Origin of the sequence: Pontibacter qinzhouensis (genome assembly GCF_008017455.1) — a bacterium.
Lineage (GTDB): Bacteria > Bacteroidota > Bacteroidia > Cytophagales > Hymenobacteraceae > Pontibacter > Pontibacter qinzhouensis.
The window spans coordinates 1-13,989 of the sequence record NZ_VRTY01000043.1 but is presented as its reverse complement, the minus strand read 5'-3'; the positions used below and the strand labels follow the sequence as shown (position 1 = coordinate 13,989).

General features: G+C 46.9%; 17 protein-coding genes. 7 read left to right on the top strand and 10 right to left on the bottom strand.

The genetic code is table 11. From position 1 onward, the window contains the following. Positions 1-187: 187 nt before the first annotated feature. The 3 genes from FVR03_RS12435 to FVR03_RS12425 all read left to right on the top strand — a co-directional run bounded on the left by FVR03_RS12435 (position 188) and on the right by FVR03_RS12425 (position 1,683). The gene (locus FVR03_RS12435; protein WP_147922077.1) at positions 188-679 is read left to right on the top strand and encodes a glutathione peroxidase; all 492 of its coding nucleotides are present in this window, start codon (positions 188-190) and stop codon (positions 677-679) included. Further along, positions 679-1,125 carry a MarR family winged helix-turn-helix transcriptional regulator gene (locus FVR03_RS12430; protein ID WP_147922076.1) on the top strand — a complete coding sequence of 149 codons (447 nt, stop codon included), beginning with the start codon at positions 679-681 and terminating at the stop codon, positions 1,123-1,125. Before FVR03_RS12435 ends, FVR03_RS12430 begins: the two co-directional genes overlap by 1 nt. Positions 1,126-1,386: 261 nt before the next feature. Beyond that, positions 1,387-1,683, top strand: a complete 297-nt coding sequence (locus FVR03_RS12425) for a hypothetical protein (RefSeq protein ID WP_147922075.1) — start codon at positions 1,387-1,389, stop codon at positions 1,681-1,683. A gap of 216 nt (positions 1,684-1,899) precedes the next feature. Here FVR03_RS12425 and FVR03_RS12420 read toward each other — a convergent pair whose 3' ends face one another. After that, entirely contained in the window at positions 1,900-2,481 is a 582-nt protein-coding gene (locus FVR03_RS12420) for a 5-formyltetrahydrofolate cyclo-ligase (RefSeq protein ID WP_147922074.1), read from the bottom strand. Then, positions 2,481-4,064, bottom strand: coding sequence for a bacillithiol biosynthesis cysteine-adding enzyme BshC (gene bshC / locus FVR03_RS12415; protein WP_255474196.1), 1,584 nt, complete (start codon positions 4,062-4,064; stop codon positions 2,481-2,483). The genes FVR03_RS12420 and bshC overlap by 1 nt, the downstream gene beginning before the upstream one ends. A 164-nt stretch (positions 4,065-4,228) precedes the next feature. Here bshC and FVR03_RS12410 point away from each other — a divergent pair, with 164 nt between their 5' ends. Beyond that, entirely contained in the window at positions 4,229-4,609 is a 381-nt protein-coding gene (locus tag FVR03_RS12410) for a PH domain-containing protein (RefSeq protein ID WP_187270150.1), read from the top strand. A 151-nt stretch (positions 4,610-4,760) separates the two neighbouring features. On the opposite strand, the gene rimO is transcribed toward FVR03_RS12410, so the two are convergent. Then, on the bottom strand, positions 4,761-6,074 hold the full coding sequence (gene rimO / locus FVR03_RS12405; protein ID WP_147922073.1) for a 30S ribosomal protein S12 methylthiotransferase RimO: 1,314 nt from the start codon (positions 6,072-6,074) through the stop codon (positions 4,761-4,763). 514 nt (positions 6,075-6,588) lie between these two features. Between rimO and FVR03_RS12400 the strand changes: the two genes are divergently transcribed. Continuing rightward, positions 6,589-7,533, top strand: coding sequence for a manganese catalase family protein (locus tag FVR03_RS12400; protein ID WP_147922072.1), 945 nt, complete (start codon positions 6,589-6,591; stop codon positions 7,531-7,533). Positions 7,534-7,723: 190 nt separating this feature from the next. Here the strand turns inward: FVR03_RS12400 and FVR03_RS12395 are convergent, their stop codons facing one another. The 6 genes from FVR03_RS12395 to FVR03_RS24405 all read right to left on the bottom strand — a co-directional run bounded on the left by FVR03_RS12395 (position 7,724) and on the right by FVR03_RS24405 (position 10,680). Next, positions 7,724-8,290, bottom strand: coding sequence for a peptidase associated/transthyretin-like domain-containing protein (locus FVR03_RS12395; protein ID WP_147922071.1), 567 nt, complete (start codon positions 8,288-8,290; stop codon positions 7,724-7,726). A 7-nt stretch (positions 8,291-8,297) separates the two neighbouring features. Then, positions 8,298-9,260 carry a signal recognition particle-docking protein FtsY gene (ftsY, locus tag FVR03_RS12390; RefSeq protein ID WP_147922070.1) on the bottom strand — a complete coding sequence of 321 codons (963 nt, stop codon included), beginning with the start codon at positions 9,258-9,260 and terminating at the stop codon, positions 8,298-8,300. A gap of 121 nt (positions 9,261-9,381) precedes the next feature. Continuing rightward, a complete protein-coding gene (locus FVR03_RS12385; RefSeq protein ID WP_147922069.1) occupies positions 9,382-9,534 on the bottom strand; it encodes a DUF4295 domain-containing protein in 153 nt (50 codons plus the stop codon). 3 nt (positions 9,535-9,537) lie between these two features. After that, positions 9,538-9,726 carry a 50S ribosomal protein L33 gene (gene rpmG / locus FVR03_RS12380; protein ID WP_147922068.1) on the bottom strand — a complete coding sequence of 63 codons (189 nt, stop codon included), beginning with the start codon at positions 9,724-9,726 and terminating at the stop codon, positions 9,538-9,540. A gap of 397 nt (positions 9,727-10,123) precedes the next feature. Continuing rightward, positions 10,124-10,363, bottom strand: a complete 240-nt coding sequence (gene rpmB, locus FVR03_RS12375; RefSeq protein ID WP_147922067.1) for a 50S ribosomal protein L28 — start codon at positions 10,361-10,363, stop codon at positions 10,124-10,126. A gap of 143 nt (positions 10,364-10,506) precedes the next feature. Beyond that, positions 10,507-10,680 (bottom strand): C1orf53 family protein, encoded by a 174-nt coding sequence (locus tag FVR03_RS24405; protein WP_255474200.1) that lies wholly within the window; start codon positions 10,678-10,680, stop codon positions 10,507-10,509. Positions 10,681-11,095: 415 nt separating this feature from the next. Here FVR03_RS24405 and rocD point away from each other — a divergent pair, with 415 nt between their 5' ends. Beyond that, positions 11,096-12,337, top strand: coding sequence for an ornithine--oxo-acid transaminase (gene rocD, locus FVR03_RS12370; RefSeq protein ID WP_147922066.1), 1,242 nt, complete (start codon positions 11,096-11,098; stop codon positions 12,335-12,337). 342 nt (positions 12,338-12,679) lie between these two features. Continuing rightward, positions 12,680-13,654, top strand: coding sequence for a porphobilinogen synthase (hemB, locus tag FVR03_RS12365; protein ID WP_147922065.1), 975 nt, complete (start codon positions 12,680-12,682; stop codon positions 13,652-13,654). Positions 13,655-13,766: 112 nt separating this feature from the next. Here the strand turns inward: hemB and FVR03_RS24740 are convergent. Further along, a partial coding sequence (locus FVR03_RS24740; protein ID WP_222707225.1) for a hypothetical protein occupies positions 13,767-13,989 on the bottom strand: 223 nt, incomplete at its 5' end.

Here is a 13,989-nt window from a genome sequence, read left to right as displayed (position 1 = left end):
TGGTTGTTGATTGTTAGCTGCTGCTTGTTAAATGGCTAGGTGGTCATTATTGAAACCCAGAGTAATTACATCATCAACTATTATCTTTTAATCTTGATGTAAAAACTTTTGGCATCTGAGCATTTGGATGCTGAGGAAACTTTTCAGACATTTAAATCGTATGCGACATAATCTTAAGCGATTTATTATGGAAGACAATTTTTATCAGCTGGAGGCGAAGACGCTTCAGGGCAAAGATGTGCCGATGGACCAGTTTAAAGGCAAGGTAGTGATGGTGGTGAACACTGCGAGCCAGTGCGGCCTTACCCCGCAATACGAAGGCCTGGAGGCACTTTACAAAAAATACAAAGACGATGGCCTGGTTATTCTGGGTTTTCCGTGCAACCAGTTCGGCAACCAGGAGCCCGGCGGACAGAAAGAAATTGAAGAAGGTTGCCTTATTAACTATGGCGTGAGCTTTCCGATGTTCGACAAGGTAGAAGTAAACGGGAAAAATACGCACCCGGTGTTCAATTACCTGAAATCGAACCTGGGCGGGCTGTTTGGCAGCCGGATTAAGTGGAACTTCACTAAATTCCTGATTGATGCCAACGGCAAACCCGTTAAACGCTTTGCTCCCATTACCAAACCCGAAAAAATAGAACCCTACGTGCAGCAGTTGCTCGCGAAAAAGAAATAATGGATACTGCAGAAAACTATGAGCAGCTAAAGCTGGAGAACCAGATTTGCTTTCCGCTTTATGCTGCCTCCCGCCTGGTAACCCGGCTTTACCAGCCCCTGCTCGATGCCCTGAACCTGACATATCCGCAGTACCTCGTGCTGTTGGTACTGTGGGAGCATGATGGCCTGAGCGTAAACCAGATCGGCGAAAAACTGCACCTCCACAGCAACACCCTCACTCCTTTGCTCAAGCGGCTGGAGCAGCAGGGCCTGTTGCAGCGCCGCCGCTCCACCTCCGACGAGCGCCAGGTGCAGCTCTTTCTTACTCCGCAAGGCACTAGTCTGAAGGCCAAAGCAGCAGCTATTCCTGCTCAGCTAGCCGCCACGGCAGCCCTTCCTCTCGATAAAGCGCTTGCGCTTAAAGCTATGCTCGATGAATTACTAAAGCAGCATCAGCCCACATAAAACAGGATTCGACTTTAGCACTTTCAGGCACTATTCTGATTTAGAAAAATAACTGCAAGGCTTTTGCTTTTCACTACCGAAAAATGAACTTTCCTGCTATTTTTGTGCTTTAAAGCCAAACATGCCTTGCATTAACACAGGCTGCATACATTTATAAATCCTCTGCTTTTTGATAATAAAAAAGATTTACAAATTGCGTCTTATTAAGATCAAACCAGTATATTAGGATTTCCATATGCTTTGAAAACAACCCAACTATAGATGAAAAAATTACTCAAGAAAGTGATGAAACCTTTCCTGCCTACTTATGAGGTAGTGTGCACCAACTATCATGTTATTCCGGGTCACCCGATTAACGGAAACCAATCGAAGCACAAGTTTGAAAAAGGAGCTTCGGAAGATGCCCGCAAATTTTATGTGAAAGTGGTTAACTCCGACCTGACTAAAACCATGGCCCCGATGGAGGTGCACCTGAAAAAGAGAGGCCGCATTATCGAAAAATCTGAATTTGGGCCTGTAAACGAGCTGAAGAAATTCAAAATCGTGTACAAAGGGTAACCCACTGTCTGTTAAATAAAAAGGCCTGCCGATAACTCGGCAGGCCTTTTTATTTAACAGACAGTTGATTAGTTAAAAGTCGATCAATTCCTCATTTCATACACTCACTCAAAATTTAACTATTTAACAATTAGCAACTAACAAGCAAATTATTCTAATGAAAACACCCTTCCGAAGGCTTTTGCGCTGTTTTTAGTCAAGGGTAGCTGAAGGGTTTCAGGTAGCGGAATTGCGCCATACCTGGTCAGGCATCACCACTGCATTTAGTTGCACATCGAAAGGGTTCGGATCAGCGATCTGCTCCACGGGTGGCTCCAGCGACAGGCCGATCTTTAGCACATCGGGGCGGCAATCGGCCAGAAAGCGGTCGTAGAAGCCTTTGCCGTAGCCAACCCGGTGCCCCGACTTGTCGAAAGCCAGGAGTGGCAGCAACACCATATCTACCTCCTGTGCCTGCACGTGCTGCGCATTTTGCGGCTCAGGTATGCCCCAGGCGTTCTCGATCAGTACCGCTTCATGGGTCAGGTGGTGGTGCGTGAGCGTGTTCTGGAGCACATCGGTTATGGGCACTACCACCCGCACCGCAGGGTGCTGCTGGCGCAGGCGCTGTATAATGAGCCAGGTGTTCACTTCGTTGTTCTTCAGGATAGGCAGAAACACATGCACGGTTTGTCCGGCCTGTAGCGGAAACTGCTCAAAAAACATGTCGGCAATGCGCTGGCTACGCCGCTGCACCTCCTCGGGTGGCAGAGCCCTGCGCAGCTTCAGCATCTGCTTCCGAAGTGTCTCCTTTTGCATCAAACCTCTTCCAGTATTGTAAATGTAAAATCAAGCGGATCGAAAGCATCTACCAGCGCCTTAATAAACTCGGGGTTGTTGGTGCTGTAGTTGAGCAGATTGTCGTGGCGCTCCTGCAGGCTACCTCCCGGAAACAGCTTTTCCTTCAGGTTCTCCAGTTGCTTAAATGTTTGTTCATGTTTGTTATCGCGCGCTTTCGAGATCTTCTTCTCCAGTAGCTGCAGGGCATTTGCCGTTTTCTGTGTCTCTGCTCCCACCGATTTTACCAGGGTAGGGTCTACCTGCCGGGCCAGTTGCTCTACTTGTGCAAAGGCATCGGCAACGATTTTGCGTTGTGCTTCCAGGCTTATTTCCTCTTCGTGCAGTTGCGCCGACAGGTGTTTTTTCAGGCTCTGGTAATCCTGGAAAAGTTCTTCTGGTGCCAGCCCCAGCTTGTGCATGCGGTTGGCGTTGCCTTTGTTAATGTAAAGCGCCGAATTGCGCAGCATCAGTACCGGGAAAGCTACCTCATAGGCTTCGAAAAGCTTCTTGAGCTGGAACCAGTATACCACTTCTGCTCCTCCGCCAATATAAGCCAGGTTCGGCAGAATCAGTTCCTCGTACAGCGGCCGCAGAATAACGTTGGGGCTGAACTGCTCCGGGTGCTCCTTTGCCAGTTGCAGCACCTCTTCGCGGCTAAAGCTAAGGTCGGTGTTGAGTACTTTAAACTGCCCTTCCTCCTGCACAATCCGCTCCCGCAGCCCGTCCTGCAAATAGAAAAGGTTTATTTCACGTGAAAACACCTGGGGCTTGTAGCCTAGTTGCTCCAGTTGTGCACTTGTTTCGGTTACCAGTTTATACGATAGCTGCTCTGTCAGTTCCTTTTCTATTACTGGTGTAAGGGCTTGTTTTAAGGTAGCGTGGTCGCCATCTATACTTACCAAACCATACTCACCGAAGAGCGCATGTGTAATGACCCGTGTGGCCTCGGCTAAGTTCTTGCTGCTGCGGTAAGCTTCTTCAAAAACGGGGTAGGCTTCCGGTAATTCTTCCAGTAATTGCTCCAGACCTTCAGTGGTAAACCGGCCAACGGCACCTTGCTGCTCCGTCTGCCAGCTATACTTCTTCCCGAACAGGTTAAAATAGTTGATTTCGGCAAAATCGTGGTCTTCGGTTGCCATCCAATAAACTGGCACAAAATTGTAATCGGGGTATTTTTCCCGTAAAGTTTTACAGGTGTTGATGGCCGTAACTATTTTATACACGAAGTAAAGCGGACCTGTAAAAATATTGAGCTGGTGGCCGGTGGTAATGGTGTAGGTGTTCGGCTCCAGCAGCAGGTCTATGTTTTGCTGCACCTTTGGGTTAATGGCTGCAACAGAGGTATATTGTTCCTGCAGGGCCTGGTGCAATGTCTGGCGTTGCTCCTGCCCAAAGCTCTTTTCCTGTAGCTGCGCCTCAAATGCTTCAATAGTAGGATAATGGTTGTAGAAAGGTTGTAACTGCTCGCTACCATGCAAGTAATCTAGTATAGTTTGAGAGAAAGCACCCGTAGCGGCGTACTCCAGTTTGGTTATCTTCATGTCGGTTGGTCCGTCTGCCATTCTTATGGCTGCTGCTCCGTTTTACAGCTTCAGCTCAAATGGGTTGCAAAATTTGTCACTACAAATGTACAGGTTTTATGGTTTGATAAAAGCCGGAAGGTCAGAAAGGCTTTATCCCAATCCTGCTGCCACTCGTAAACAAACTTACAAAACACGATAAAACTATGGGACTATTAAGCGGCATGATGGGACACGCCTCGGAAGTGTCTATTGAGAAGCTACAGCGGGAATTCCAGCCGATTCTACTGGACAATGAGCAGTTGGAGAAAGCCTTTAAGCTCATTCGCGATATGCTGGTTTTTACAAACAAACGGCTTATCCTGGTAAACAAGCAGGGCCTTACCGGTTCCAAAACCGACTACCAGAGCATCCCCTACGCCAGTATCAAAATGTTTTCGAAAGAGAGTGCCGGCATTATGGATATGGATGCCGAGCTGAAGATCTGGTTGACTGGTGAGTCTACACCAACCATAAAACAGGATTTCAGGAAAGGAGACAATATTAATGAGGCTTATAAAGTACTGAGCAAGTATGTTCTTAAGTAGATTTTAGATGATAGATATTAGATTTTTTGCCCGCTTCAGCTCCAGTATTTCAAAGGATTGGGTGTCCACCACTTAATTAGTAGTTACCTAACTAAAAAGCCCTACAAGCTATTACACCTGCAGGGCTTTTCTAAAATCTAATATCTAGCATCTAGCTAACAATTTCTCCATACAAGTCAAAATCTGAAGAGTCGGTGATTTTTACGTTGGCGAAATCTCCTACGCGTACATAAGCATCGGTGGCAGGTACGAGTACTTCGTTATCTACTTCGGGCGAGTCGAATTGAGTGCGGCCAACAAAGTAGCCACTTTCTTTGCGGTCGAACAGCACTTTATAGGTCTTGCCTACTTTTTCTTCGTTCAGCTCTACCGAAATGCCCTGCTGCAGCTCCATTATAGCATCGGCACGTTCCTGCTTTACTTCTTCCGGCACGTTGTCTTCTAAAGAATAAGAGTGTGTGCTTTCTTCGTGCGAGTACGTGAAAATACCTAAACGGTCGAATCGGGTTTCTTCTACCCAATCGTACAGTTCCCGGAAATCTTTATCGGTTTCGCCAGGGTGCCCGGCTATAAGTGTTGTGCGTAAGGCAATGTCTGGCACACGCTGACGGATAGAATCTACCAGCTCTATGGTGCGGCGCTTGCTGATGCCACGGCGCATGGTCTTCAGCATGTTATCGGAGATGTGCTGTAACGGCATGTCGAGGTACTTGCAAATGTTATCGCGCTCGTTCATGACATCAAACACCTCCATCGGGAACTGCGACGGGTACGCATACTGCATCCTGATCCACTCAATGCCTTCCACATCAGAAAGGTTCCGGAGCAGGTCAGCCAGTTTACGCTCACCGTAGTGCTGCAGTCCGTAATACGTCAGGTCCTGTGCAATCAGGATCAGTTCTTTGGTGCCCATTTTAGCCAGTCGCTTTGCCTCACCCACCAGGCTCTCGATGGAGCGGTCTACGTGCTTGCCACGCATAAGCGGAATGGCACAGAACGAGCAGGGGCGATTACAGCCTTCCGCAATTTTAAAATAAGCAAAGTGCGAAGGTGTGGTAATCAGGCGTTCGCCAATGAGTTCGTGCTTGTAGTCAGCCTCCAGCTTTTTGAGCAGCTGCGGCATTTCCAATGTTCCAAAGTAGGCATCTACCTGCGGTATCTCTGCTTCCAGCGAATCTTTGTAGCGTTGCGAAAGGCAACCGGTTACGTACAGTTTATCGATCTGGCCAGCCTCTTTTTCTTCGGCATAGCGCAGAATGGTATCAATAGATTCCTGTTTGGCATTGTCTATAAAGCCGCAGGTGTTGATGATGATGATATTGGAATCGTCTTTGTCAGACTCGTGGGCCACGTCCATATCGTTGGCGCGCAGCTGCCCCATCAGCACTTCCGAATCAACCAGGTTTTTGGAACAACCCAATGTGATTACGTTTACCTTGTCTTTTTTGAGTGTTCTTACTTTCACTTATATATTTGTTATCGAGGTATTCATTCTTAGTACCTGAAAACCAATGCCAATCTGTATTAGTTCGTTTTGGAAATCAGGATGCAAAGGTACAATATGTTTGGGTAATAAAAGAAGACCTTGTGAAGCTAGCGATGCTCTGCACCAGAAAATTTTAACATAAAGTTAGCCCTACAGGATGCAACGCATCCGGATGATAGAATAGTGGAAAACAAAAGATCGGCTTATGCCTGTAGTTTTTACAGGCAGCGTATTTATACGTAATGTTAACTGGAATAATACCTGTTTTACGTGCGCCGTTTGCTGTCTGACTATTCCGTGAGGCAGAGGCTAGTGCTGGAGCGAATGTGCCTATTCAGAAGCTCTGGGCTTTATAAGGAGGTGCAGTACAGTAGATTTTCAACAGTCAACACTCCTCTTCTGCCGCTTACTATAGTGGCGAATGGCAACGATGGTCCTTAACATATCTGTTAACCTGCCGTTTTAGAGGTTAAACATCTAAATTAAGGAACCTATGTTTCATCACGTTAAAGAATTACAATTCAACGCACGGGTTTCTAGACCAGATCCCCGATTTGCCACATTGCTATTAGAGCAGTTTGGAGGTGAAAACGGTGAACTAGCTGCTGCTATGCAGTATTTCAGCCAGGCTTTTGCCGCCAAGCAACCATATCCTGATAAGTATGACATGCTGATGGATATCGCCACCGAAGAATTCAGTCATTTAGAGATTGTAGGTGCTACCATTCAGATGCTGCTAAAAGGTGTAAATGGCGAGTTAAAAGATGCTGCTGACCAGTCTGAGATCATGGGTGTGCTGGACGGAAAAGCTGCGAAGGAAAACATTATTCACCAGGCCATGTCGAACCCGCAGTTTGGTGTGCTGAGCGCTGGTGGGCCGCGCCTGACCAACAGCCAGGGCATTCCGTGGTGCGCCTCTTACATTCATTCTAACGGCGACTTAACTGTAGATCTACGCTCTAATATCGCATCTGAATCGCGGGCAAAGCTGGTGTACGAATATTTAATGCAGTTCACCGACGATCCTTATGTAAAGGAAACGCTTTCATTTCTGATGACACGGGAAGTTGCCCATTACGAAATGTTTGAAGCAGCCTTATCTACGATTCAGCCAAATTACCCGCCGGGGGTGCTGCAGGCCGATCCACGTTTCACGAACCAGTACTTTAACCTGTCGCAAGGGGAAAGTGTGCGCGGACCGTGGAATGATGGAAACATGCCAATTACTGGCAAAAGCTGGGATTATGTTGAAGATCCTATTGGCCATGTAAAAGAAACAGAAGGCTTGCAGAACCGTGAGAAAGGAATTGAGAAGGAAATGAAGCTCACTGAAAAAATGAACAAGGAGTTGAGCAAAGTTAAAAGCTCCGAAATAAAGAGTGCCGAACCGGAAGGAGAAGCACAGTGGAGTAACTACAACGGCAAAGACAAGAGCTAATACGCTACATTCCAAAAAACAAACTTAATACTATTAGGGCCACCACGCAGTACTATTCTTCGGTGCGGTGGTCCGTTTTTTTGCTATACTACTAACGCAGAGAAAGAGCGAAAGCTCTACAACAAATGATCAAATAATTGCCCAATTAGCGACTAAGATTTAAGCACAGAAATGCTTGAAGCTTATTGGCCTAATAAGTAGCATTATAATTTATTAGGAACTCTACTGGTGTTACCTCCCCTTGCTTTACCTCTACCGGGAAAATATGACCTTCTCCATCGAACAGGTTGGCAAATAGCCCCTGCTCCTCTTTCGAAAAAACAGAGTAATGGCCGGGCTCCAGGCTAACGGCAAAGTAGCCATTAGCATCTGTAACAACTTGAGTTACTAAATTAGTTTGAATGTTGGTGTGAAAAACACCATCTATGGTAGTGGCTTGTGCCCCTTTGGTGAGCTGGTAAATAAAAACCTGCCGCTGCACGCCTTTTTTGCCACTGCTGCGCGGCACATCGGGTGAGGGCATTTGGTTACCGGTAACCCACAGAACGCGGCCGGCAATGCCTTGCTTTAGTGTAGACTTCTGTGCCTGCAGGAGCCTTTCTACTGCTGGCGAAGCTGCTACTCCTGTAGGCAGTTCCTGATCCTGCGGTACTTGCTCGGTAGTGGTCTCCATCTGTTGCGTATCGTATTGCTGAACAGAGGTAGAACTGCTGCAGTTAGCCAGCAGAAAAAGCGGCAACAGCAAAAGCTTGTTCATGCCGGTATTATTTTTTGCGTGAAAAGAAAGACTCCACAAACTCCTGTTTATCGAACAGTTGCAGGTCTTCAATTTTCTCGCCAACTCCTATGTATTTTACAGGAATTTTAAATTCATCAGAAATACCGATTACCACACCACCTTTAGCGGTCCCATCGAGCTTTGTAATGGCCATAGCGGTTACGTCTGTCGCTTTGGTAAACTCACGGGCCTGCAGAATGGCGTTCTGCCCGGTGCTGCCATCAAGCACCAGCAGCACTTCGTGCGGCGTGTCTACGGTAATTTTCTGCATCACGCGCTTAATTTTGCCAAGCTCATTCATCAGGCCTACTTTGTTGTGCAGGCGGCCAGCTGTGTCTATGATCACCACATCGGCTCCCATGTCTACGCCTTTTTTTACGGCATCGTAGGCAACAGAGGCAGGGTCGGTGTTCATGCCGTGCGATATAACAGGCACTCCCACACGCTCACCCCAGATAATGAGCTGGTCTACGGCAGCTGCCCGGAAGGTATCGGCAGCGCCCAACACTACTTGCTTGCCTGCTTTATGGAACTGCGATGCCAGCTTGCCGATAGTCGTAGTCTTGCCTACACCGTTTACACCCACCACCATAATTACATAAGGCTTTATGCCGGCAGGTAGCTCAAAGTTAGCACCGTCTCCGGCTTTGTTCTCGCCGAGCAGAGCAGCAATTTCTTCACGTAGTATTCTGTCCAGTTCGTCGGTGCTCACATACTTGTCGCGCGCAACCCGTTTCTCGATCCGGTCGATTATTTTAATGGTGGTGTCTACCCCTACATCGGCATTAACGAGTATTTCCTCCAGCTCGTCCAGCACATCCACATCTACTGTGGACTTACCCATTACGGCTTTGCTTAATTGTCCAAAAAAGTTGGTTTTGGACTTCTCCAGACCTTTATCCAGAGACTCCTTTTTCTTTTCTTTACCAAAAAAGTCAAAAATTCCCATCTTAATTCAGTGTAGGGTGTTGAGGTTGTGTCAAGTGACACGGTAATATACCAAAAAAGTCCCATATTAAGGGACTTCTTCGTGATTCTATCTATGTAAAGTAGAGTAGTAGCAGGTTGTATTACTTGGTCAGGAACTCCTGTACTTTGTCAACAGGTACCATTTCTTCTCTAAAAGTGTAAGCACCAGTTTTAGGAGACTTTACAGCTTTAATTACCTTTGCCCAGTCTTTGCCTGTAGCGGTTTTCAGGGTCGCAACAACTTTCTTAGCCATGGTCTATTTAATTTCTTTATGTAAGGTTACTTTTCTTAATACAGGATTGTACTTCTTAAGCTCCAAGCGCCCAGTAGTGTTCTTTCTGTTTTTGGTAGTGATGTACCTTGAAGTTCCAGGCAGGCCAGTAGCTTTATGCTCTGTGCACTCCATGATTACCTGGATTCTATTACCTTTTGCTTTTTTAGCCATCTCAACTAGTAATTTTTTATTTAGGACTGCAAATATACAAGCTTAAATTATTCATTGCAAACGAAGTGCATGTTTTTATTCAAAGCTTTGGTGCAATTTTCTTATTTATTTTTTAAAGCCGCCAGATCAGATTCCAGACTCAGCATGAGCTTAAGTAAAAAGCTGATACTTACTGCACTTCATCTCGCCACCCTGGATTCTCTCCGTCTTCACAGCAATCAGCGCCGTAGCCGCATACAAAAAAACAGCAACGGAGCGAGGCGAAAACTGCCGCAGCAGTAGCTCTCTCCGTTGCCGGTATGCTTTATCTACAAGTTACCAGATGGCTTTTCCGGGTTGCGTGCTTTACTGACGAAGCTTGCTTCTACCAGCAGCACCCGTTGCCGGTTAATGGTTACTAGTAAAGGATATATCCTTGCTCAACAGCTTTTTTCAACACAGCTGTAATACCATTTTTGTTAATGGTTCTTAAAGCTGAAGTAGAAACTTTCAGGGTTATCCATGCATCTTCTTCAGGGATGTAAAAACGCTTCTTCTGAAGGTTTGGATAAAACTTACGCTTAGTCTTGTTGTTAGCGTGTGATACGTTATTACCAACTTGTACTCTTTTTCCGGTTAAGTCGCAAACTCTTGCCATCTTGTATATTCTTCTAAATTATTTCAATAGGGGTGCAAAGATCATAAAAAAGATACAGAAAATCAAAAGCATAGCTAATATTTTTATAGCAAAGCTAGTTAAAGCGGCTCTCCTGCCCTCTATGCTGCTAAAAAACCAATGTGCTATTTGCCGCCGCGGTTAGCCTGCTGCTGTTTTTTACGAAAGCCGTAGGGGCAGTGCTTACAGCCGTTCTGGCAGCAATAGCCGCGTTTCAGGTGGTACCTGGCCGTAAATACCAGCAGCCCCTGCTCATTCAGATAATAGTCTTCGCCTTCTTTTAATTGCTGGCTCAAAATTCTTTTTTTATTTCAACAAAGGTAAGGCAATCAAAATGCGGAACGAAAAAAATCTTCAGCAGGGTCTATTTTGCAGCTGCCCGCGCAGAAGCAGCGCCTTCGTAGCGGCGTTACACTGTAACGCCGAGGCTGTAGAATGAACAAGGCCTTTCTGTTTGCTGTTGAGCCTGTTAACCTGCATTTTTTATAGCTGGCTGTAACGCCATCGGCTGGCAACGGCGTTACCATGTAACGCCGCTACAGAAGCATACATCTGAAAACAAAAGTATTGGGTCTTTTTGCCTTCGGAAGGCCTTTTTGATTAGAATAATTCACAAAATCGTATTCCATGCTACCTTTCACAACCATTACGCATTTTCTCTGTAAAATATAACCACTGCCTGCAACTGTAGGTTTCTCTCTAACCCTGAAAACTATGTCTATGCAAACCATTACTTCGAGCCAACAAGCCATCGATACCGAGCACCAGTTTGGTGCGCACAATTACCACCCGCTGCCCGTGGTGCTGACCCGCGGCGAGGGCGTGTACCTCTGGGATGTGGAGGGCAAACGTTACTACGATTTTCTTTCGGCTTACAGCGCCGTGAACCAGGGACATTGCCACCCTAAAATTATTGGCGCGCTTATAGAGCAGGCCCAGCAGCTAACACTTACCTCGCGGGCATTTTACAACGACAAACTGGGGCTGGCAGAGCAGTACATCTGCGAGTATTTCGATTACCAGAAATCGCTGTTCATGAACTCGGGGGCAGAGGCTGTGGAAACCGCCATTAAACTGGCCCGCAAGTGGGGCTACCAGAAAAAAGGAATCGCTCCGCATAAAGCAGAAATCGTTGTGGTCGAAAGCAACTTCCATGGCCGTACCACCGGCATTATCTCCTTCTCCACCGACCCTGATTCTACTAAAGGCTTCGGCCCGTACATGCCCGGCTACAAAGTTATACCTTACAACGACCTGGAGGCACTGGAGCGGACACTGCAGGAAAACCCGAACGTGTGTGGCTTTATGGTAGAACCCATTCAGGGCGAGGCAGGTGTAGTAGTGCCAGACGCTGGTTACCTGGCCAACGCACATGCGCTCTGTCGCAAATACAATGTACTTTTTATAACCGACGAGATCCAGACAGGCATTGGCCGCACCGGCGAGTTGCTGGCTGGTTATTACGATAAGGTAAAAGCCGATATCCTGATATTAGGTAAAGCGCTGTCGGGCGGGGTGCTGCCGGTATCGGCGGTACTCGCCGACGACGATATTATGCTGTGCATTAAGCCCGGTGAACACGGCTCCACATTTGGCGGTAACCCCTTGGCAGCCGTAGTAGCCATGGCTGCCCTGCAGGTCATAAAAGAAGAAAAACTAACCGAAAATGCAAACGCTATAGGCGAGGTTTTCAGGGCACGCATGGAACGCCTGAAACAGCAGCGGCCGGAACTAGTAACGCTGGTACGCGGCAAAGGCCTGCTCAATGCCATTATTGTAGAACCCACCGCCGATGGCCGTACCGCCTGGGATGTGTGTGTGGCATTGAAAGACAAAGGCCTGCTGGCTAAACCCACGCACGGCGACATTATCCGGTTTGCACCACCACTGGTTATCACCGAAGAGCAAGTGCACGCCTGCTGCGATATTATAGAAGACGTGATTATGAATTTCTGATGCTTCGGCAAATTAGAAATTAGAAGAGGTGGTAGTTATAGGTAGTAAGAAGGTACACAAACTAGTTTTATGCTGGAAGTTAATTTAGCGAAGCACCAGGTCATGTCTTTCTCACCCACTCATTCTCCGATTGAAGAAAGGGATGTGCAAATCTTTGCATGCATACTAAAACTGTTATAAAAACTATGGCATCTCAAAAATCAGGGACCTAACAAATTGCTATTATTAAGGCTCTGGGAGTGTATTTCCAGACATTTCTAATTTTGAATTTCTAATTTTTAATTTAGCGAAGCCCCTTACCTTTGCTTTTCTGAAGTGACGACCAGTAAAATAATTTACACAATGATACGAAGACCAAGACGTAACCGCCAGACAGAGGCCATCCGCAACATGGTGCAGGAAACGACTGTTGGTGTACACGATTTTATATTTCCGCTGTTTTTAATTGAAGGCGAAAACAAGAAAATAGAAATCAGCTCTATGCCCGGCATTTTCCGCTACACCATCGATCAGGTACTGGAAGAAGTGCAGGCTTGTGTGGACCTGGGCATAAAGGTGTTTGCTCCTTTCCCGAGCATCTCCGAAGACATAAAAGACAAATATGCCACCGAGAGCCAGAACCCGGAAGGCCTTTTCCCGAGTGCCATCCGCGCCATCAAGCAGAACTTTCCGGAGGTAGCGTTGGTAACCGACGTCGCCATGGACCCTTACAGCTCCGATGGTCACGATGGTATTGTGGAAAACGGTGAAATTATAAACGACGAGACGCTGGAAGTGCTGGGAAAAATGGCCCTGACACAGGCACAGGCCGGAGCCGACATTGTAGCTCCTTCCGACATGATGGATGGTCGCATTGGGCACATCCGGAAGGTGCTCGACGAAAACGGGTTTCAGAAGGTGGCGATTATGGCTTATACAGCTAAATACGCCAGCGCCTTCTATGGTCCCTTCCGCGATGCCTTAGGCTCTGCTCCAAAATCTGGCGACAAAAAAACGTACCAGATGAACTACGCCAACAGCCGCGAAGCCCTGATAGAAGCCGAACTCGACACCCTGGAAGGAGCCGATTACCTGATGGTAAAACCCGCGCTGGCTTACCTCGACGTTATTAAGCTGCTACGCGACAACTCCAACCTGCCCATTGCCGCCTACAACATCAGCGGCGAGTATGCTATGGTAAAAGCCGCAGCCCAAAACGGCTGGCTCGACAACGACAAAGCCATGGCCGAAATCCTGACTGGCATAAAAAGAGCCGGAGCCGACGTAATTCTGACTTACTTCGCCAAAGAATACGCGCAGTACCTGAAAAAGCAATAAGAAATACACAGACCTCGCAGCGTCTTAACTACTTGCAACCATCTTGGATACTGTAAGGCTTTCCGACCCTTGACTCATCTGACGGCAAAAACCTTTGGAAGGCCGTTTTGATTTAAATAATTGCTGGTTGTTCGTTGTTGATTGTTGAGAGGTCAAACTTGTAATATTTCGAAATTGTGCAGGAAAGACCTTGCAGCGTGCGCAGCTCCTGCGAGTGTCTGGGCAAGCGGTAATAACCTTGGCAAAGGCTCAGCGCCAACAAAATCCTAATAACGCGAGTTTTGACTTGAAAAATTAGACAAGTACAATTTGTGTATTTTCCCCCTTTGCTGCTT